17 protein-coding genes are annotated in these 18,483 nt (G+C 70.9%); 12 read left to right on the top strand and 5 right to left on the bottom strand.

Annotation, left to right across the window (positions count from 1 at the left end; translation table 11 throughout):
* Nucleotides 1-581: 581 nt before the first annotated feature.
* A complete protein-coding gene (locus tag ACEYYH_RS17850) occupies nucleotides 582-1,745 on the bottom strand; it encodes a flavin-containing monooxygenase (RefSeq protein ID WP_374975643.1) in 1,164 nt (387 codons plus the stop codon).
* Nucleotides 1,746-1,835: 90 nt separating this feature from the next.
* Nucleotides 1,836-3,470 carry a LuxR C-terminal-related transcriptional regulator gene (locus ACEYYH_RS17845; RefSeq protein ID WP_374975642.1) on the bottom strand — a complete coding sequence of 545 codons (1,635 nt, stop codon included), beginning with the start codon at nucleotides 3,468-3,470 and terminating at the stop codon, nucleotides 1,836-1,838.
* A gap of 360 nt (nucleotides 3,471-3,830) precedes the next feature.
* On the opposite strand from ACEYYH_RS17845, the gene ACEYYH_RS17840 reads away from it, so the two are divergent.
* The 5 genes from ACEYYH_RS17840 to fdhD all read left to right on the top strand — a co-directional run bounded on the left by ACEYYH_RS17840 (nucleotide 3,831) and on the right by fdhD (nucleotide 9,712).
* Nucleotides 3,831-4,724 carry a LysR family transcriptional regulator gene (locus ACEYYH_RS17840; RefSeq protein ID WP_374975641.1) on the top strand — a complete coding sequence of 298 codons (894 nt, stop codon included), beginning with the start codon at nucleotides 3,831-3,833 and terminating at the stop codon, nucleotides 4,722-4,724.
* A 117-nt stretch (nucleotides 4,725-4,841) separates the two neighbouring features.
* Nucleotides 4,842-7,280: an FdhF/YdeP family oxidoreductase gene (locus ACEYYH_RS17835; protein ID WP_374975640.1), complete on the top strand. Its 2,439-nt coding sequence runs from the start codon at nucleotides 4,842-4,844 to the stop codon at nucleotides 7,278-7,280.
* Nucleotides 7,277-7,738: a molybdenum cofactor biosynthesis protein MoaE gene (locus tag ACEYYH_RS17830; protein ID WP_374975639.1), complete on the top strand. Its 462-nt coding sequence runs from the start codon at nucleotides 7,277-7,279 to the stop codon at nucleotides 7,736-7,738. Before ACEYYH_RS17835 ends, ACEYYH_RS17830 begins: the two co-directional genes overlap by 4 nt.
* Nucleotides 7,735-8,850 carry a GTP 3',8-cyclase MoaA gene (gene moaA, locus ACEYYH_RS17825; protein WP_374975638.1) on the top strand — a complete coding sequence of 372 codons (1,116 nt, stop codon included), beginning with the start codon at nucleotides 7,735-7,737 and terminating at the stop codon, nucleotides 8,848-8,850. The genes ACEYYH_RS17830 and moaA overlap by 4 nt, the downstream gene beginning before the upstream one ends.
* A gap of 1 nt (nucleotide 8,851) precedes the next feature.
* Complete coding sequence (fdhD, locus tag ACEYYH_RS17820; protein WP_374975637.1) at nucleotides 8,852-9,712, top strand: formate dehydrogenase accessory sulfurtransferase FdhD; 861 nt, start codon at nucleotides 8,852-8,854, stop codon at nucleotides 9,710-9,712.
* 38 nt (nucleotides 9,713-9,750) lie between these two features.
* On the opposite strand, the gene ACEYYH_RS17815 is transcribed toward fdhD, so the two are convergent.
* A complete protein-coding gene (locus ACEYYH_RS17815; RefSeq protein ID WP_374975636.1) occupies nucleotides 9,751-10,197 on the bottom strand; it encodes a pyridoxamine 5'-phosphate oxidase family protein in 447 nt (148 codons plus the stop codon).
* A gap of 155 nt (nucleotides 10,198-10,352) precedes the next feature.
* Between ACEYYH_RS17815 and ACEYYH_RS17810 the strand changes: the two genes are divergently transcribed.
* The 3 genes from ACEYYH_RS17810 to ACEYYH_RS17800 are packed head-to-tail and all read left to right on the top strand — an operon-like array spanning nucleotide 10,353 to nucleotide 13,064.
* A complete protein-coding gene (locus ACEYYH_RS17810; protein WP_374975635.1) occupies nucleotides 10,353-11,495 on the top strand; it encodes a 3-oxoacyl-[acyl-carrier-protein] synthase III C-terminal domain-containing protein in 1,143 nt (380 codons plus the stop codon).
* Nucleotides 11,492-12,190, top strand: coding sequence for an iron-containing redox enzyme family protein (locus ACEYYH_RS17805; protein ID WP_374975634.1), 699 nt, complete (start codon nucleotides 11,492-11,494; stop codon nucleotides 12,188-12,190). The genes ACEYYH_RS17810 and ACEYYH_RS17805 overlap by 4 nt, the downstream gene beginning before the upstream one ends.
* A 1-nt stretch (nucleotide 12,191) precedes the next feature.
* The gene (locus ACEYYH_RS17800; protein ID WP_374975633.1) at nucleotides 12,192-13,064 is read left to right on the top strand and encodes a hypothetical protein; all 873 of its coding nucleotides are present in this window, start codon (nucleotides 12,192-12,194) and stop codon (nucleotides 13,062-13,064) included.
* Nucleotides 13,065-13,069: 5 nt separating this feature from the next.
* Here ACEYYH_RS17800 and ACEYYH_RS17795 read toward each other — a convergent pair whose 3' ends face one another.
* Nucleotides 13,070-13,834: an MBL fold metallo-hydrolase gene (locus ACEYYH_RS17795; protein WP_374975632.1), complete on the bottom strand. Its 765-nt coding sequence runs from the start codon at nucleotides 13,832-13,834 to the stop codon at nucleotides 13,070-13,072.
* 81 nt (nucleotides 13,835-13,915) lie between these two features.
* Here ACEYYH_RS17795 and ACEYYH_RS17790 point away from each other — a divergent pair, with 81 nt between their 5' ends.
* The 4 genes from ACEYYH_RS17790 to ACEYYH_RS17775 all read left to right on the top strand — a co-directional run bounded on the left by ACEYYH_RS17790 (nucleotide 13,916) and on the right by ACEYYH_RS17775 (nucleotide 17,399).
* Entirely contained in the window at nucleotides 13,916-14,263 is a 348-nt protein-coding gene (locus tag ACEYYH_RS17790; RefSeq protein WP_374975631.1) for a UBP-type zinc finger domain-containing protein, read from the top strand.
* Nucleotides 14,264-14,276: 13 nt separating this feature from the next.
* On the top strand, nucleotides 14,277-15,929 hold the full coding sequence (locus ACEYYH_RS17785; protein ID WP_374975630.1) for an FAD-dependent oxidoreductase: 1,653 nt from the start codon (nucleotides 14,277-14,279) through the stop codon (nucleotides 15,927-15,929).
* Nucleotides 15,930-16,044: 115 nt separating this feature from the next.
* Complete coding sequence (locus ACEYYH_RS17780; protein ID WP_374975629.1) at nucleotides 16,045-17,025, top strand: aldo/keto reductase; 981 nt, start codon at nucleotides 16,045-16,047, stop codon at nucleotides 17,023-17,025.
* Nucleotides 17,025-17,399: a DUF2255 family protein gene (locus ACEYYH_RS17775; RefSeq protein WP_374975628.1), complete on the top strand. Its 375-nt coding sequence runs from the start codon at nucleotides 17,025-17,027 to the stop codon at nucleotides 17,397-17,399. The genes ACEYYH_RS17780 and ACEYYH_RS17775 overlap by 1 nt, the downstream gene beginning before the upstream one ends.
* 170 nt (nucleotides 17,400-17,569) lie before the next feature.
* On the opposite strand, the gene ACEYYH_RS17770 is transcribed toward ACEYYH_RS17775, so the two are convergent.
* Nucleotides 17,570-18,466 carry a helix-turn-helix transcriptional regulator gene (locus tag ACEYYH_RS17770; protein WP_374975627.1) on the bottom strand — a complete coding sequence of 299 codons (897 nt, stop codon included), beginning with the start codon at nucleotides 18,464-18,466 and terminating at the stop codon, nucleotides 17,570-17,572.
* Nucleotides 18,467-18,483 lie beyond the last annotated feature (17 nt).

The raw sequence follows: 18,483 nt of genomic DNA, 5'->3' as shown, positions 1-18,483 counted from the left end.
CGCGATGAAGCTCGTCTCGGTCGGCACAGGTCGCGGGGCGACGCGCCCGACGTGGCAATGCTGTTGGCGGCCACCGGAGTCACCACGCCGACGAGGCAGAGGAGACACTGGAGGAGTACTCCACGGGCGATGGCCTACTTTCCCGGGTCTACGCGACCGTGGAGGCGCTGCTGGCGGGCCACCCGCTGTGCGCACGCCGGAGACGCCAGACTTCGCCCGGGCCAATGGCGATGTGTGCACGCATGTGTGCACCCGCGGTCGAAATCCGCGGAATCACGTGAAATCCGCGTCGTATCCCGCTTGACTACGGATCTCAGAAAGTTCGTGGACTTGCTGAAGGGGCCTGTGCTCTGCGGGTCCAGACTTGCCGAGCACGCCGTGCCCACGTGGTGCCCACGGATGCGCCGGATTGAGAGGGATTCAGCGCGACGCAAAGCATCTCGTGTCAGCGCGCAGGTCGCGGGATTCCGCGGAATCTGGAACCAGAAGGAGCGAAGCGGACCGAACGGATCCCACTAGGCGGAGTTCGAATCCCTCCGTCCCCGCAGCAGAATCCCCGGTCTTCCGGGGGTTTCTCGCGTTTATGCCGTGTGCGCCGCCGTCGAATGCCGCGAGGACGCCGGCACCGGCGCCGTCCGAGGCGGCGTCGCCGACAGGTGGCGCTCCGCGGCGATGTGGCGGGCAAGATACGCCGCGTCGCGGACCGTGCCAGGCAGGCTTTCGGAGTTGATCGAGTACATCGCATCCAGGCCGAGCACATAGAGCCCGGGAACCGACGTCACCACGCCTCGCCACTGCCTGATCCGTCCCGTCTCGTCGAACGCAGGAACCTGAAGCCAGCTGAAGTCGGGGCGGAATCCGGTGCACCAGATCACGTTCGTCACGGCGAGCACTCGTCCGTCGGCGACGGGAAGCCCATCGCTGACACCCGTCACGCGGCCGACGGACACGACTCCGGCGGCTGCGAGCTCCCTCCGCCGGGTGCGGATCAGCGGAGCGGCGCGCGTGGCGAGCTTCGGCAGCATCCGCCGCCCGATGGGCGTGCCCCGCGACAGCACGTGCAGTCCGATGAACCTCACGGCGGGGAAGACCAACCGGGCCGCCGCTCGCCCGTGACGCACGGGCAGCTCGCCGCCCGGGATCCCTGAGACGCTCGTGGGATGCGTGCGGCTGAGCTCCCGTGCAATCTCGGCACCGGAGTTGCCGAGCCCGACGACGAGCACCGGTCCAGGCTGCAGCTGGAGCGGATTGCGGTAGTCGGCGGAGTGCAGTTGGAGGATGGATGTCGCGAGCTCGCGTGCGAAGTCGGGCACCCTCGGGTCGCGGAAGGCGCCGGTGGTGAGGATCACGCGCTCCGCCGTCCACCGACGATCGCCGGCGCTGATCGCGAATCGGCCGTCCTCACGACGGACGCCATCGACACGCACACCCGTCCGAACCGGGAGCGCATTCCGGTTCGCGTACTCCTCGAGGTAGTCGGCGAGCTCATCCTTGGTAGGGAAAGACAGCCCATCGCCCGGGAATCGCATGCCGGGCAACCCGTCATACCGCGCCGGAGTGAAGAGGCGCAGCGAGTCCCAGCGCTTTCGCCACGCGTCGCCTATGCGCTGCTGTTCATCGAGGATCACGAAGTCGCGGTCCTCCCGCTTCAAATGGAAGCCGATCGCCAGCCCGGCTTGCCCGCCGCCGATGACGACGGTGTCGGGCACGCGGGTCGGCTCCCTGGTGTCGTGGGTCTCGTTCATGGACGGCAGGCTAGGCCGGTGATGCCCGCGGCCGCGTCGAGAGAATCACCCATTCACCTGACGGCGCCGTGGGACGTCTCGCGCACAGGGTCAGCCGGCCAGCTCGTGCCGGAAGGCGAACGCGGTCGCTGCGGACCGCGTCGACACGCCGAGCTTTCCGAAGATGTTGCTGAGGTGCCGCTGGACTGTCTTCTCACTGAGGTAGAGCTCCCCGGCGATCTGGCGATTCGTCTCGCCGGCCGCCACGAGCCTGAGCACCTCGACCTCCCTGGCAGAGAGCCCGCCGGGCTGCGGGGTGGGCGCGCTCGGCGATTCGGTCTCCATCGCCGCGAGCGCCTGCCCGGCCCCCAGCTCGGCGAACTCGGCCCGCGCCGCATCGAGCTCCATGGCTGCGGACGCCTCATCGTCGAGGGCCCGGCACGCCCGCGCCGCGAGCACGCGGCACCGCGCCGCCTCGTAGGGGACGTCGAGTTCCCGCCATTTCGCCCACGCGTGCCGCGCGGTGGTGAGGGCGGCGCGGGGATCACCCTCGGCCAGGAGCACGGCTGCCTCGGCTTGCTCGAAGATCGCCTGCACCAGCGGCATCGTGTTGGATCGGGTGAGCGCGCGGATCTCATCGACCGCCGCGCGCGCGGCCACCACGTCGCCCGCGCCGAGTTGGATCTCCACGGTCGCCGGGAGCAGCCAGCGTCGCTCGGCCGGGTCCAGGCGGTCTGCGGCGGCGAGGATCATCGTGCGCGCGACAGCTGGTTCCCCCTGGGCCAGCCGCAGCAGCGCGAGGCCGGGTTGCGGCTCCCAGCCGGTACGCGAGGCCTGTTCGTACGCCGCCATCGCGGCATCCGGCTCTCCGCGTAGCCGGTGCACCTCGCCAAGCTGGTACCAGGCGCTGTAAAGCCCGTCGCGGTCTCCGCGGGCCGAGCGCTCCTGTGCCTCCTCGGCCGCGGCGAGAGCCTCCGCCCAGGCGCCGTGGAGCAGGAACAGCGCCGCACGCTGGGCGTGACACTGCCCGCTGAACGCGACCATGTCGGGCCGTTCGGCGCACCAGCGGTCGAGCGCCCGGGTCCACTCGTGGGCGCGCTGCACGTCGAAAGCCAACCGGCACGCCTGCAGCACGGCGCAGTACACAATGCCGGAGGGGACCGGCGAGACCTCGCCGGCCGTGACGGCGACCATGACCTCGTCCAGCCGCGCGAGTCCCGCCGCGGGCCGCCCGAGCATGATCTCCGACTGCCCGAGGCCGAGTTCGGCGAGCGCGACGAGGTCGGGGTCCTTCGCGGCGCGGGCGAGTTCCGCGGCGCGACCGAATACGGATGCGGCTCGAGCGCCGTCACCGCCGTACAACGCGGCGAGCCCCTCGGGGATGAGGAGGAAGCCGTGGTCGGGGCGTCCCTCAGGGTGCTCGTCCACCAGTCGCTGAGCGCGCGCGAACCAGCCACCGGCCTGCGCGCGGTCCCCGGCGTCCATGAACTGCATCCCGAGCCACGCGGCGCAGCGGACCGCGCCGTCCACGTCGCCGTCTGCAAGGAAGGCCTCGTGGGCCCGCGTCAGCCAGTCGACGCCCTCTTCGAATCGTCCGACCAGGGTTGCCGCGATCGCGAACTGCGCGAGGTCGAGGGCGGTCGCCGCCGACGCTCGATCGGCCGCGTCGAAGTCGGCGATGGCGTCACTCCAGCGATGTTCGCCGTAAGCGGTGCGCCTTCGATCGAGGGCGGTCGGCGCGTCCATGAGGACTCCCCTGAACTGACGGTGACGGCCGCACCCGGAGTCAGGGACCGTCGGCTCCGACCGGCACCAGCGTCAGGCTAGCCCCGCAGGAGCGTCGGTGGCAACGCCGCAGTGCCTCCGGCGCCGGAGGAGCGTCGGCTACTGTCACGCGCGAGCGATCGCGTCAGCGCGATCGCGTCGGGATCGACCGTGGCGCGAGCATCCGTCGGGGGAGCCGTTCGAGGACGAGGCACTAGATGCGTGTGGCCCACTGCCCGGGCGACGGTTCAGCGTCAAGAACTCGTACGCTGTGTGAAGAACGAGGTCGCACGGGTCGATCGCGCGGAGTTCGGTCGTGCGACGACGACGAGGGGGCGCGGGATGCTGTTCACTCAGCTCGAGTATTTCGTCGCGGTCGCGCGGGAGAAGCACTTCGGCCGCGCCGCCGCCGCGTCCTTCGTATCGGCCTCCGCCCTGTCGGAGTCGATCCGCAAGCTCGAGGCGGAGCTCGGCGTGCCGCTGGTGCGGCGCGGCCGCTCGTTCCAGGGGCTGACACCAGAGGGCGAGGCGGTGCTGGTGTGGGCGCGGCGCATGATCGCCGACCACCGCGCGCTCAAAGACGAGGTCAGCAGCGCGGCGGCCCGCCTCAACGGAGTCGTGCGCGTCGGGGTCATCCCGTCGGGTGTCGCGCTGGCGGCGAGGGTGCTCGCCGAGCTGTGCGCCACGCATCCCGATCTGCAGGTGCGGCTGATCACCGGCCTGACATCCGAGCAGGTCGTCGCCGGCCTTCGCTCGTTCGAGTTCGATGCCGGCCTGCTGCACCCGTCGGCGGCAGCGGCCGACGATATCCGTCACATCCTCGTCGAGACGGATCGTCTCGTGGTCGTGGGTGCGGCGGCCCGCACCGACCTCGGGGGCACGATCGAACTGGCCGAGCTTGAGAAACTGCCGGTGTGCGTCCTCGAGCCGGGCATGCGCGCGCGGCAGATCCTGGACGACGCGCTCGCCGACCGGGGGGTGCGGCTGCGTCCGCGTGTCGAAGTGGACTCGGTCGAGGCGCTCCTCGCCCTCGCGCGCACAGGGGAGTGGGTCAGCGTGGTGCCGCGTTCCGCGGTGCCGAAGGCGGCCGCGAGCATCGGCGTGCAGGCCGCCGAGATCGTGCGCCCCGAGGTCAGCATCCCGATCGTGCTCGCGACGCTCGGCGAGGAACCGCGGCCGCCGCTGTCGCTGGCCGTCGACGCGGCCGCGCGCCGTCTGGTGACTCCCCCCGCCTGACGCGCCGGCGCGGGATGATACCGGATCATGCGCCCTCGCGTGCGGGAAATTCGCTCGGCGATCGCCGGCGGTGCCACGCCGTGATGGCGGCCTCTTCTCGGGACGTAACCTGGCGCCATGGCGACGCAGCCCCCGAAGACAGATATCGACGAGACGCGCATGCACGTGTCGCGACCCAAGAAGGTCGCGGTGGGCGTGCCGGCGGTGCTGCACGCACTGCAGATCGCGAACGAGCAGATGGGCGTCGCGCGGTCGGTGCAGACGCTGATGCGCGTGAACCAGAAGGACGGGTTCGACTGTCCCGGCTGCGCGTGGCCCGAGGAGGACAAGCGCCATATGGCGGAGTTCTGCGAGAACGGCGCGAAGGCGGTCGCCGAAGAGGCCACGCTCCGCCGCGTCGGTCCGGACTTCTTCGCCGCGCACTCGCTCGAGGAGTTGCGCGCCCACGACGACTGGTGGCTCGGGCAGCAGGGCCGGCTGACGCACCCCATGGTGCTCGATGAGGGCGCGACCCATTACCGGCCGATCTCGTGGGACGACGCACTGGCCCTCGTCGCGGACGAGCTCAGAGCCGTCGACGACCCCGACGAGGCCGTGTTCTACACCTCCGGACGCACCTCCAACGAGGCCGCATTCCTCTACCAGCTGCTGGTGCGGGGCCTCGGCACGAACAACCTGCCGGACTGCTCCAACATGTGCCACGAGTCGTCGGGTTCGGCGCTCACCGAGACCATCGGCATCGGCAAGGGCACCGTGTCGATCGAAGACATCCACGAGGCCGACCTGCTGATCGTCGCCGGCCAGAACCCCGGCACGAACCACCCCCGCATGCTCTCGGCCCTCGAGAAGGCGAAGCAGCGCGGCGCGCGGGTGATCGCCGTGAATCCGCTGCCCGAGGCCGGGCTCATGCGGTTCGAGAACCCGCAGACCGTGCGCGGCGTGGCGTTCGGCGGCACCAAGATCGCCGACCGCTTCGTGCAGGTGCGCGCGGGCGGCGACCAGGCGCTGTTCCAGGCGATCGGCAAGCACCTCCTCGAGATCGAAACGGCCGAGGGGGGCGTGCTCGACCACGAGTTCATCGCGGAGCACACGAGCGGTTTCGACGCCTACCGTCAGGCGATGACGGATGCTGCGTGGCCCGAGCTCGTGAAAGCGACCGGGCTGCCCGAGAAGACGCTGCGCAAGATCGGGGAAGAGGTGCGCGCGTCGAAGGCCACCATCGTGTGCTGGGCGATGGGGCTGACCCAGCACAAGCACTCCGTGCCGACGCTGCGGGACGTGGTCAACGTGCTGCTGCTGCAGGGCAACATCGGACGAGCGGGCGCCGGCGTTTGCCCCGTCCGCGGGCACTCGAACGTGCAGGGCGACCGCACCGTCGGCATCTACGAGAAGCCTGCCGAGGAGTTCCTCGAGGCGCTCGACCGCGAATTCTCGTTCCGCGCCCCGCGCGAGCACGGCTTCGACACGGTCGAGGCGATCCGCGCGATGCGGGACGGTCGCGTGCCCTTCTTCATGGGCATGGGCGGCAACTTCGTGTCGGCCACCCCCGACACCGCGGTCGTCGAGGCCGGGATGGCGCGGGTCGGGCTCACCGTCCACGTCTCGACCAAGCTCAACCGGTCGCACGTCGTCACGGGGCGCCGTGCGCTCATTCTGCCGACGCTCGGCCGCACCGATCGCGACCGCCGCGGCGGCGCGGAGCAGCGGGTCACGGTCGAGGACTCGATGGGCGCGGTGCACGCCTCGCGCGGCCGGCTCGCGCCGCCGTCGGAGGACCTGCTCAGCGAGGTCGCCATCGTCGCGCGGATCTGCGGGCTCGTCTTCGGGGACGGAGCATCCCCGGTGGCCGCCCCGGTCTCGCACCGCGGCGATCCCGAGCGCGGCCTTCCCGAGCACGGCGCCGCGGAGCCCGAACACACGGAACCGGCCGGCCACCGGGTCACGGCGCTTGCCGAAGGGTCGGCCAATGTCCCTCACGCCGACTGGGCGGCGCTCGAGGCCGACTACGCCCTCATCCGCTCGCACATCGAGCGCACCATCCCGGGGTTCGAGGACTTCGAGACGCGAATCCAGAAGGGCCGGACGTTCTTCCTGCCCAACGGCCCCCGCGACGCCCGCCGGTTCGCGACCATCGACGGCAAGGCCCGGTTCACGGCGAACCCGCTCGAGTACCCGGTGATCCCGCGGGGCCGGCTGCTGCTGCAGACGCTGCGCTCGCACGACCAGTACAACACCACGATCTACGGCAAGGACGACCGGTACCGCGGCATCCACGATGGCCGCCGCGTCGTGCTCGTGAACACCAAGGACATCCAGAATCTCGGCTTCGCCGAAGACGAGATCGTCGACCTGGTATCGGAGTGGACACGGCCCGACGGCACGATCGAGGAGCGCCGCGCCGAACAGTTCCGGATCGTGGCCTACAACACGCCGCGGGGCAACGCCGCCGCGTACTACCCCGAGACGAACGTGCTCGTGCCGCTCGACTCCGTCGCCGACGTGTCGGGGACACCCACCTCCAAGGCCGTCATCGTCCGGCTCGAGCGGCGCGGATGAGCACGGTCGCGCCCGCATCGCCCGGCGCCAGGGGGGCGGTGTGCCTCGCCGTGGTCGACTCGGCGCCGCTCGATGTCGACGCGCATCTGCGGGCCGTCGACGACCCTGCGGCGGGGGCGGTCACGACATTCGTCGGCCGCGTGCGCGATCACGATCCGGATGCCGCGTCCGCCGTCGACGCTCTGGAGTACTCCGCACATCCTGACGCCGAGAGCGCGCTGCGACGCATCGCCGAGGCCGCCGTGCGCCGCAGCGATGCGCTCGTCGCCGTGTCGCATCGGGTCGGACGCCTGAGCGTCGGGGACATCGCGGTCGTGGTCGCCGTCGCCTCCGCGCATCGCGGGGACGCCTTCGCCGTGTGCCGGACCCTCATCGAGACGATCAAGACCGACCTCCCGGTGTGGAAGCGGCAGGTGGAGATCGACGGCACCGCCACCTGGCTGGGACTCGGCGGATGACGGCGATCCCGGTCACGATCGGGCGACGGATGCTGCATCCCGCGGCATCCGCGGACCGCGGCGCACCCGCGACCGCGGCGCCGGCCGTGTCGATGGGCGCTCCCCTCGTGGACATGCATGGGCGGGTGCATCGGGATCTGCGGGTCTCGTTGACGGATCGGTGTTCGTTGCGGTGCACGTACTGCATGCCGGAGCAGGGCAATGAGTGGTTGGCGAGGACGAGCATCCTGACGGTGGATGAGATCGTGCGGATCGCGCGGGTGGCGGCGGCGGACGGGATCACCACGTTCCGGCTCACCGGTGGGGAGCCGCTGCTGCGCACCGATATCGTCGAGGTGGTGCGCCGGCTGGCGGCGATCACCGGGCCGGACGGGGCGCCGGTGGAGGTCGCGATGACCACGAACGGGATCCGGCTGCCGGAGCTGCTGCCCGCGCTGGTGGATGCCGGGTTGCACCGGTTGAACATCTCGATCGACACGCTGCGTCGTGACCGGTTCCACGTGCTGACCCGCCGGGACCGGCTGGACGATGTGCGGGCGGGGATCGCCGCAGCGCAGGCGTCGGGGTTGCGGCCGCTGAAGCTGAATGCGGTGGCGATGCGGAATGTCAACGAGGACGAGCTGGTGGAGTTGGTGGAGTTCGCGATCGCGCATGACGCGCAGATGCGGTTCATCGAGCAGATGCCGTTGGATGCCGGGCACACCTGGGAGCGGTCGCGGATGGTGACGCAGGAGGAGATCCTGACCGCCCTGTCGGCGCGGTGGACGTTGACGCCCGTGCCCGGTCGGGGTGGGGCGCCCGCGGCGCGGTGGGTGTTGGACGGCGGCCCGCACGCGGTGGGGGTGATCGCGTCGGTGACGGCGCCGTTCTGCGGCGACTGCGACCGGTTGCGGCTGACCGCGGACGGGCAGTTGCGCAACTGCCTGTTCTCGAGCACCGAGTACGACCTGCTGCCGATCCTCCGCACCGGCCCTTCCCCGGGGGGTGAGCCGGTCGAGACCGGGATCGATGGGATGCTGCGGTCCTGCGTGCACGGCAAGCTGCCGGGGCATGCGATCAACGATCCCGCCTTCCTGCAGCCCGCGCGCGGCATGAACGCGATCGGCGGCTGAGATGGGCCGCATCACCACCCGCAGCCCCGTCACCCGCATCGTCTTCGATGAGTCGGGCGCGGTCACGCGCCGGAGGCCGGATACCCTCGCGGTGGAGGAGCCGCTGGAGATCCGTGTCGCGGGGGAGCCGCTCACCGTCACGATGCGCACCCCCGGGAACGACATCGAGCTCGCGGCCGGGTTCCTGACCGGCGAGGGCGTGATCCGCTCGGGTCGGGACTTCCGTTCCGCGATCCACTGCGGCGGGCCCGGCACGGGTGCATCCCCCGGGAGTGCGAACGGGAACAACACGTACAACGTCCTCGACGTCACCCTGGCGCCGGATGTCGCGCCCGCGGCCGTGGACATCGCGCGCAACTTCTACACGACGAGTTCGTGCGGCGTGTGCGGCACCGCGTCGATCGAGGCCATCGAGAAGCAGTCGCGTTACGACGTAGGCGCGGATGATGTCACCTTCCCCGCGAACTGGCTGGCGGGCCTGCCCGACGAGCTTCGCGCGGGTCAGGAGGTGTTCGACAAGACCGGCGGCCTCCACGCCGCGGCGCTGTTCGACGCCGCGTCGGGCGAGCTCCTCGTGCTGCGCGAAGACGTCGGGCGCCACAACGCCGTCGACAAGGTGATCGGCTGGGCCGTGCTCGAAGACCGGCTGCCGCTGACCGGAACCGTGCTGCAGGTGTCGGGCCGCGCGAGCTTCGAGCTCGTGCAGAAGGCGATCATGGCCGGCATCCCGGCGCTGTCGGCGGTGTCGGCGCCGTCGTCGCTGGCCGTCGAACTGGCGGCGGCGTCCGGGCTCACCCTCGTCGGGTTCTCGCGAGGACGGTCATTGAACGTGTACGCGGGGAGCGGCCGCGTGAGCGTGTAGACCCGCGGATGCAGGGGCGTTCGACCCCGCGAACCCGCCTACGCGCCCTCCTTCGACGATGCCTTGTACCGCTCGGGCTCCGGCGTGCGTGCGAACCACCGCCCGGTGATCTGCGTCGGCACGATGCGCACCCAGCGGTACTTGAGTGTCGGGATCCACGGGGTGAGCGGCAGCGCGTCGGCCTCGTCGATCTCGCGCTGCAGCTCGATCCGCTCCGCCACGCCTTTGACGATCACGCTCGAGGCGTACGTGTCGTCGTACTCGTCGACCTCGAACGCCACCCGCGGATGCTCCGCGAGTTCCGCGAGCTTGGAGCCGGGCGCGGTGCGGAACAGCACGCGGGGCCCGTCGATCACGTAATTCACCGGGAAGATGTCGGGATCGCCGTTCGCATCCAGGGCGAGGTGACCCAGCTCGCCGCGCGCGAGCAGGTTCCAGCATTGCTCTTCGCTGAGAGTCACGACCGCATCGTTGGTGTGTTCCATGACGTCATCTCCGTCGATACTCGGCCGCCGCCACGCGACCCCTCTGCGCACACCATAGTTCCGTCGCGGCGAAAACGGGACCGGGGCACTGTCACTTCGGAGGTGACGGATGCTGCGGGGCACAGCATCCGTGTCCGCCCCTTAGTCTTCTCACCATGGGCGCGACGGCGAATGCCTACCTGACCGGGTTCGGCCGGTACCTGCCGGGGGAGCCGGTCGACAACGACGGCATCGCGGCGCGTCTCGGGGGTGACGACGCGGTCACGGAGCGGATCCGGCGGCGCATCCTCGATTCGAACGGAATCCGGCAGCGGCACTACGCGCTCGACGAGCGCGGCGAGCCGACGGAGCTCAACGAGGAGCTCGCCGTCAAGGCCCTCTCTGCCGCATTCGACGACCGCGGTATCGACGCCGGCGACATCCGCATGCTCGCGTGCGCGACCACGATGGGCGACGTGCTGGTACCCGGGTTCGCGTCGATGGTCCACGGGCGACTGGGCGGTGGGCCGATGCAGCTGCTGTCGGCGTCCGGCGTGTGCGCGTCGAGCCTCGCGGCGCTGGACGCCGTCGTCAGCAAGGTCCGGCTCGGCGACCATCCCCGGGCCGCCGTGGTGGGCTCGGAGCTCGCGAGCCGGAGCCTCCGGCAGCGCCGGTACGACGGCATCCGTGCCGGCATGGACGCCCACTTCCTCCGCTGGATGCTGTCTGACGGGGCGGGCGCGGTCGTCGTCGAGTTCCAGCCGCACCCGAGCAAGCCGTCGCTGCGCGTCGACTGGGTGCGCCATGTCTCGCTCGCGCACGAGCACGACGTGTGCATGCGGGCCGGCATGGTCGGCGCCGAGCCGGTCGTCGGCGGCACCTGGCAGGACGTCGGCATCGCCGAGGGGGACGCGGCCGGGATGTTCCTGCTCCGGCAGGACGTGAGCATGCTCGACGACCTCGCGGATGCCGGGATCCGCCAGTTCGAGGAGCTCGTCGACATCGGGCTGGTCGACGTGCGTCATCTCGACCACGTCGTCTGCCACTACAGCACGAACATGTTCCGCGACGTCGCGTTCGAGGCGCTGCGCCGCCGCATCCCGACGCTCGACACCGACCGCTGGTTCTCGAACCTCGAGACGCGAGGCAACACGGGAGCGGCGAGCATCTTCATCGCGCTCGAAGAGGCGTGGCACACCGGGCGCTTCGCGCCGGGCGAGACCGTCCTTCTCGCCGTGCCCGAGTCCGGGCGGTTCTCGTTCGCCTTCGCCCATCTCACCGTGGTCGCACCCCGCGACCAGCAAGGAGCACCGACATGAGCAGCACCACGACCGTCTCCGCCGGCACCGCCTCGGACGGCGCCGGCACCCTGTTCGAGCGCCTCGCGGACGTCTGGGTCGAGCTCGAGGAGCGGCTGGACCGGGTGCCGATCCTGCAGCGCCTCGCCGACGGCACCGTCACGCTCGAGGACTACCGGCGGCTGCTCTTCAACCTGCGTCAGCAGGTGGTCGACGGGTCGCCGTGGATCTCGCGGGCGGCGTCCAGCTTCGACATCGAGCACTTCGAGCTGCGCGCGGCCGCGATCCGCCACGCCGAGGAGGAGCACCGCGACTACCTGATGCTCGAGCGCGACTACGTCGCGATCGGCGGCTCGCTCGACGAGCTGCGCCGCGGCCGCAAGAACCTCGGGTCGGAGGCGCTGTCGGGCTACATGTTCCACTACGCCGCCCAGCCCAACCCGGTCGGGCTGCTGGGCGCGATGTTCATCATCGAAGGGCTGGGCGCGAAGCGCGCGGCGGGCTGGGCGGCGCGATTCCAGGAGGTGCTCGGTCTCGCCGACAATCAGGTGCACTTCATGCGCTACCACCAGGATGCCGACGCCGCGCACACCGGCGACATGGAGGCGATCCTGACCTCGGGCATCATCGACGACGGCGATGCCGACGACATCGTGCGCTGCGCGCAGGTGGTGGCACGCCTGTATGCGCTGCAGCTCGAGGAACTGGATCGCTGACGTGGCGGCGCCGCGACCGAGCATCCCGGAGTTCGTGCGCTCCGATCCGAGCATGTGGGAGGCGGTGTACGCCGATCCCTCCGTCCCGCTCGACCGCGCGCTGGTTCGTCGGATCATCAACGACCAGCGGCGCCTGTCGCGCCGGTGGCTCTATCCGATCGCGCGGATCGTCTCGCGCGTGCTCGTCGCGATCATCTCGATCGTGAAGCGCGTGCTGCCGTTCCGGTGGATGCCGCTGGCGACGATGGACGCGCTGTGCGTGTGGTTCCTGCGGCGCTTCGTCGCGCCCGGCGCGGTCGAGCTGCTGATCCGGCACTTCGTGGTCGAGACGAACCTCGTGAACTTCATCATCCGCAACACGGCGGTCGACATGGCGCCCGTCACACTCCGGCCGGAGACGCTCGCGGGACTCGGCGACTCGGCCGTCGTCGAGCACGACGTCAACGTGTACGACGTGCTCATCGCGCTCGACGGGGTTCCCCTCACGCGGCCGGACAGCCTCGACTTCGCACAGCTCGACATCCCGCCGCTCGATGCCGAGCGGGGTCGGCGGCGCTACCTGCGGCTCGACATCCAGACCGCGCTGTGCTTCATGAACATCCCGTTCTCGATGGCGCTCACGGTCGAGGAGTACCGTCGCGCGGTGCACTCGATCCGGTTCGACGACTCGTTCCTCGAGATCCTCGCGCTCGTCACCGGCGACGACACCTTCCGCCACTGGAAGCTCGCCGGCATGAGCCTCTGGATGGACTCGAACGTCGACGTCCCCCGCATGGTCTACCGCCACGCTCTCGTCTGCGAGTACGCCCATGCGCAGCTCGTGAAGCTCGCCGGCGGCGCCTACCCGCGCGACACCTCGGCCGAGCTCGACTGAGGTGCTCAGGGGTCGGCGGCCCCCGCGACCAGGGCTGCGAGGCGCTCGTACGCCTCCGGCATCCCCGCGTTCGCGAGGCGCGGGTCGGTCGGCACCCGTCCGGCGATGACGTCGTCGAGGTAGCGGCGATCGGCGTCCAGACGACGGGTCGCGTCGGTGCCGGGCGATCCGTGGCCGGGGATCACGACGTCGGCATGGGCGACATACGGAGCGATCAGGTCGAGCGCGGCGGCATACGACGGCAGGTTGTCGGGCTCGAAGGGGAGGGGCAGCTCCAGATCGCTGAGCATGTCGCCCGCGATCAGCACTCGCTGCTCCGGCAGCCACACGGCGGTGTGACCCGGGGCGTGACCGTCGTGCACCACCAGTTCGGGGGCGAATCCCCGCGGAACCGACGCACGCGGGATCGCAGCATCCGTCGCCTCCACACGTCCCATCAGCTCGACCAGCTCGCTCGCGAAATCCCCGCCGAGCGCGCCGGAGAGGGCCTCCCGCTCGTCGCGCGCCAGCGCCGCGGTCGCGGCCGACGCCCAGCGCGGGGCGTCGCCGAAGCGCGGGTGCCACAGCAGGTGGTCGTGATGCGCGTGCGTGGCGAAGCCGCCGATGACGCGGAGTCGGCGGGCATCGAGTTCGTCGGCGAGGGCGTCGAGCTCGTCGGGCATCCACGCCGGATCGATGAGCAGAGCCTCGCCATCGCGGAACAGCACGGTCGAGGTCGTCGACATCACGCGGCTCGTGGCGACGAGCACACCGTCCGCGACCTCGATCATCGCGCCACTCTAACCGGCCCTCCGCGGTCCGTGGCGCGTTACCATCGCACCGACGGAACGCGTGCGACGAGAGGCAGGCGCATGAGCCTGAGCGAGATCGACCCCACCGTGCCGCCCTCGGGCGAGGGCTGCGCCGACTGCGACGACGTCGGCGGGTGGTGGGTGCACCTGCGGCGCTGCGCGGTGTGTGGTGATGTGCGATGCTGCGACACCTCGCCGGCGCAGCACGCGACCGCGCACTTCCGGGCGACGGGCCACCGCTACGTCCGCAGCTTCGAACCGGGCGAGGACTGGTTCTGGGACTACGTCGCCCAGGACTACGTCGACGGGCCGCGGCTCTCGCCGCCCGAGTCGCGTCCCGACACCCAGCCGTCGCCAGGGCCGCGAGGCCGGGTTCCGGCCGACTGGCGCGAACTGATCCACCGCTGAGAAAGGGCGTGCGATGGGCAACGCGAAGATGACGCAGCGCGAGTTCGAGCGCATGATGAAGCCCGCGCTCACCGACGCGCAGTGGGCGCGCCTGCGGTCGTTCGGCGAGCCGCAGGACGTCGCCGCGGGCGAGTACCTGTTCCAAGCCGGCGACCTCGACTACGACCTGATCCTCGTCGACACCGGCGAGATCGAGATCGTCCGGGTCGCCTTCGGATGGGTGGGCGAGACGCACGTCGGCACGATGGGCCCGCGCAGCTTCGTCGGTGAGCTCGGCCTCCTCAACGGGCAGGGCGCGTTCCTGTCGGCACGGGCGACGAAGGCGGGACGGATGCTGCGGGTCAGCCGGTCGCGCCTCAGACTGCTGATGGCCGAAGACGACGAACTGTGCGACATCATCCTCCACGCGCTGTGGGCACGGCGGGAGATCCTCCGCACCGGACCCGCCGCACTGACCCTCAAGCTCGTCGGACCGCGCTCATCGAGGGATTTCCTCGCCCTGCGGCGCTTCGCCGAACGGGTCGACCTGGTGCACACGGCGATCGAGCTGGAGCCCGGAGACCTCTGGACGCTCGGCGAGCACGGCATCGGCCTCGACGACCTGCCGGTCGCCTTCATCCAAGGCGAGGCCATGAAGAATGCGACGCCCGGCATGGTCGCCGAGCGCCTCGGGCTGAGCTACCAGGGCCGGGCCGACGAGGTCGTCGATCTGGTCGTCGTGGGCGGCGGACCCGCCGGCCTCGCCGCCGCCATCTACGGGGCGTCCGAGGGGCTGAGCACGGTGCTGCTGGATGCCGTGGCCCCGGGTGGGCAGGCGGCGGCGACGTCGCGCATCGAGAACTTCCTGGGCTTCCCGTTCGGCGTCAGCGGCGGCGACCTCATCGGCCAGGCGTCGCTGCAGGCGCTCAAGTTCGGAGTGCGGGTCTACGCGCCCTGCGAGGCGGCGGATCTCCGTCCGGCAGGGCGCGACCTCGACGTCACGCTCACCGATGGTCGCGTCATCCGCGCCCGCACGGCGATCGTGACATCGGGAGCCGCGTATCGCACGCTCGACCTCGACCGCTGGAACGAGTTCGAGGGCGCGGGCATCTTCTACGCCGCCACTCCGCTGGAGCTCCGGCAGGTGTTCGAGTCGCCGGTGGTGGTCGTCGGCGGGGCCAACTCCGCCGGGCAGGCGTCGCTGTACCTCGCCGCGAACGGATGCCCCGTGCACCTGGTGGTGCGCGGCTCCGATCTCGGCAGTCGCATGTCGTCGTACCTCGTCGACCGGCTGCTCGAGGATCCACGGATCGACGTGCACACCCAGTCCCGTGTCACGGCGCTCGGTGGCGGGTCCGTCCTCGAGAGGGTGAGCATCGACTCGATCGGCGACGTCGCGGCGCGCGGGCTGTTCTGCTTCATCGGCGCCGAGCCCGCGACCTCCTGGCTCGCGGAGCTCGATCGCGACGCCGACGGGTTCCTGCGAACCGGCACCGACGTGTCGGTGCAGTCGCTGGAGCGGTGGCAGGGAATGGGCCGTGAACCGCTGCCGTTCGAGACGTCCGTGCCCCGCATCTTCGCCGCGGGCGACGTGCGGCGAGGATCGATGAAGCGCGTCGCCGCCGCGGTGGGGGAGGGGTCCAGCGCCGTGGCATCCGTCCACCGCGCGCTCGCCGACATCCGCTGACGCCTTCGCGAGGGGTTCTCGCGGTACCTGTCACAGCGGGGTCTCCCGCCTGCACGCTGACAGGAGTGGGATGAAGGATGCCGCGGGCGAGCGCTGTGCGGCACGAGGAGGAACCATGCACACCAGGCAGCTCGGCCAGGGTCTCGAGGTCTCGGCGATCGGCATCGGCGCCATGGGGATGTCGATGAGCTACGGCCCGAATCCCGGCGACCGCGACGACATGATCGGCGTGCTCCGCTACGCGGTGGACCAGGGCGTGACGTTCATCGACACCGCCGAGGTGTACGGCCCGTACGACAACGAGAAGCTCGTCGGCGAGGCGATCGCCCCGATCCGTGACCGCGTGGTCGTCGCGACGAAGTTCGGCTGGGACATCGTCGACGGAAAGATGCGCGGCACCGACTCGCGCCCCGAGCAGATCCGTCGGGTCGCGGATGCCTCGCTCCAGCGCCTCGGCGTCGACGCGATCGACCTGTTCTACCAGCACCGCGTCGACCCCGCCATGCCCATCGAAGATGTGGCAGGCGCCGTCGGCGAGCTCGTCGCGGCGGGGAAGGTGAAGCACTTCGGTCTCTCCGAGGCCGGTGCGGCCACCATCCGTCGCGCGCACGCGGTGTTCCCTGTGACGGCCGTGCAGAGCGAGTACTCGCTGTGGACTCGCGACCCCGAGGCCGAGGTGCTGCCGACGTGCATCGAGCTCGGCATCGGGTTCGTGCCGTTCAGCCCGCTGGGCAAGGGATTCCTGACGGGCACCGTCACGGCGGACGCCACGTTCGGACCGGGCGAGTTCCGCGCGACCACCCCGCGCTTCCAACCCGACAACCTCCGCGCGAACCAGGCGATCGTCGACGGCGTGCGCGAGGTCGCCGCCGCACGCGGGGCGACGCCCGGCCAGGTGGCCCTCGCGTGGCTGCTGTCGCGGCATCCGTCCGTCGTCCCGATCCCGGGCACGCGCCGCCGTGAGCGCGTCGACGAGAACGCCGGTGCGACCGTGGTGGCGCTGTCAGCCGACGACGTCGCGACGCTCGACAGGCTCGCTGCCGTGGTGGTGGGCAACCGCTACAACGACGCCGGCATGGCGATGGTGGGTCTGTGATGGCTGCGTGGGACGAGAGCGAGCTGCGCCGCGTCGGCGCGGCCACCGAGCTGCGCATCTCGTCGCGGCGGCCCGACGGAACGCTGCGCCCGGCCGTCACGATCTGGCACGCGGCGGTGGGGGACGCGCTCTACATCCGGTCGGCGCACGGCCCCGAGAACGGCTGGTTCCGTCGCGCGTTGCGGTCGGGCGCCGGCCGAGTGACGGCCGGCGGCGTCGAGAAGGACGTGACGTTCGGGTTGGCCGACGAGGCCGTGGCGCCCGCCGTCGACGCTGCGTTGCACGCCAAGTACGACCGCTACGGACCGGGTCCCGTCGGCGCGATCACCGGACCGGATGCCGCGGCCACGACGCTGCTCGTCATGCCGGCCTGATCGCAGCCCGAACTGCTGCTCACCTGTCACCAAGTGCTGGCTCGCCCGGCACATCGTGACAGGCGAGCAGCACTCTGAGGTCCGGCGGTCCAGCCAAGGCGTTCCGGCTGAGACCGGGGACGTCGTACTCGGTCTCGGTGGGAATCCCTTGGCTCGAAGCCGGGATCCGCTCAGCGCGCGGCGTCGGCGGACGCGGACGCGTCGAAGGAAGCGAACTCGGCGGCCTGCGTCGCCGCCCACGAGGCGAGGAGCTTGAGGGCGTCGGCCGACGGTGAGCCCGCCGGGGCGGTGTAGACGTTGAGCACGAGCCCGGGCTCGCTCGGCAGGTCCATCGACTCGTAGTTCAGCTCGAGGTCGCCGACCACGGGGTGGTGCAGGCGCTTGAGGCCGCTGCGGTGGAACTTCACGTCGCGCGAGGCCCAGCGCTCGCGGAACAGCTCGCTCTGCGTCGACAGCTCTCCGACGAGGCGGATGAGTTCGGGGTCGTGCGGGTTGCGGCCCGCCTCCATGCGCAGCATCGCGGCGGAGTCGTGCGTGATCTGGTCGTAGTCGCGCCAGAACTCGCGGGCAGCGGGGTTGAGGTAGGCGAACCGGGTGGTGTTGACGGGCCGGCGCGGGTCGTCGAAGACGGGGGAGTAGAGGGCCCGGGCGAGCAGGTTCGCGGCGAGGATGTCGTGCCGGCCGTTGCGCACCCATGCCGGAGCCTCGGTGAACGCGTCCAGCACCTGCTGCACCGCAGGCCTCACGGTCGCCGACGGCCGTCGAGCGGGCTTCCGCCCGGGACCGGCCGCGCGCGCGAGGTCGAACAGGTACTCCCGCTCGGCCTCGTCGAGCTGGAGCGTGCGGGCGACGGCGTCGAGCACGCTCTCCGACGCGCCGGAGAGGTTGCCCCGCTCGAGGCGCACGTAGTAGTCGACGGAGACGCCGGCGAGCATCGCCACCTCCTCGCGGCGGAGGCCCGCGACCCGGCGGTTGCCGCCGTACGCGGGCAGGCCCGCCTGCTCGGGGGTGAGCCGGGCGCGACGGGAGCTCAAGAACTCCTTCACCTCGGCGCGGATGTCAGCCATGACTCCACGCTACGTCG

Origin of the sequence: Microbacterium trichothecenolyticum (genome assembly GCF_041938625.1) — a bacterium.
Lineage (GTDB): Bacteria > Actinomycetota > Actinomycetes > Actinomycetales > Microbacteriaceae > Microbacterium > Microbacterium trichothecenolyticum_D.
Note: the sequence above shows the minus strand (reverse complement) of the source record. Positions and strands in the feature narration are given on the sequence as shown.

Bases quoted from the DNA above. Each gene is read 5' to 3' on its own strand.
- ACEYYH_RS17810 (WP_374975635.1), top strand. From the start codon at position 10,353: ATGGGCGCGACGGCGAATGCCTACCTGACCGGGTTCGGCCGGTACCTG.
- ACEYYH_RS17845 (WP_374975642.1), bottom strand. From the start codon at position 3,470: ATGGACGCGCCGACCGCCCTCGATCGAAGGCGCACCGCTTACGGCGAA.
- moaA (WP_374975638.1), top strand. From the start codon at position 7,735: ATGACGGCGATCCCGGTCACGATCGGGCGACGGATGCTGCATCCCGCG.
- ACEYYH_RS17785 (WP_374975630.1), top strand. From the start codon at position 14,277: ATGGGCAACGCGAAGATGACGCAGCGCGAGTTCGAGCGCATGATGAAG.
- ACEYYH_RS17830 (WP_374975639.1), top strand. From the start codon at position 7,277: ATGAGCACGGTCGCGCCCGCATCGCCCGGCGCCAGGGGGGCGGTGTGC.
- ACEYYH_RS17795 (WP_374975632.1), bottom strand. From the start codon at position 13,834: ATGATCGAGGTCGCGGACGGTGTGCTCGTCGCCACGAGCCGCGTGATG.
- ACEYYH_RS17805 (WP_374975634.1), top strand. From the start codon at position 11,492: ATGAGCAGCACCACGACCGTCTCCGCCGGCACCGCCTCGGACGGCGCC.
- ACEYYH_RS17770 (WP_374975627.1), bottom strand. From the start codon at position 18,466: ATGGCTGACATCCGCGCCGAGGTGAAGGAGTTCTTGAGCTCCCGTCGC.
- ACEYYH_RS17840 (WP_374975641.1), top strand. From the start codon at position 3,831: ATGCTGTTCACTCAGCTCGAGTATTTCGTCGCGGTCGCGCGGGAGAAG.
- ACEYYH_RS17835 (WP_374975640.1), top strand. From the start codon at position 4,842: ATGGCGACGCAGCCCCCGAAGACAGATATCGACGAGACGCGCATGCAC.
- ACEYYH_RS17815 (WP_374975636.1), bottom strand. From the start codon at position 10,197: ATGGAACACACCAACGATGCGGTCGTGACTCTCAGCGAAGAGCAATGC.
- ACEYYH_RS17780 (WP_374975629.1), top strand. From the start codon at position 16,045: ATGCACACCAGGCAGCTCGGCCAGGGTCTCGAGGTCTCGGCGATCGGC.
- fdhD (WP_374975637.1), top strand. From the start codon at position 8,852: ATGGGCCGCATCACCACCCGCAGCCCCGTCACCCGCATCGTCTTCGAT.
- ACEYYH_RS17790 (WP_374975631.1), top strand. From the start codon at position 13,916: ATGAGCCTGAGCGAGATCGACCCCACCGTGCCGCCCTCGGGCGAGGGC.
- ACEYYH_RS17775 (WP_374975628.1), top strand. From the start codon at position 17,025: ATGGCTGCGTGGGACGAGAGCGAGCTGCGCCGCGTCGGCGCGGCCACC.
- ACEYYH_RS17850 (WP_374975643.1), bottom strand. From the start codon at position 1,745: ATGAACGAGACCCACGACACCAGGGAGCCGACCCGCGTGCCCGACACC.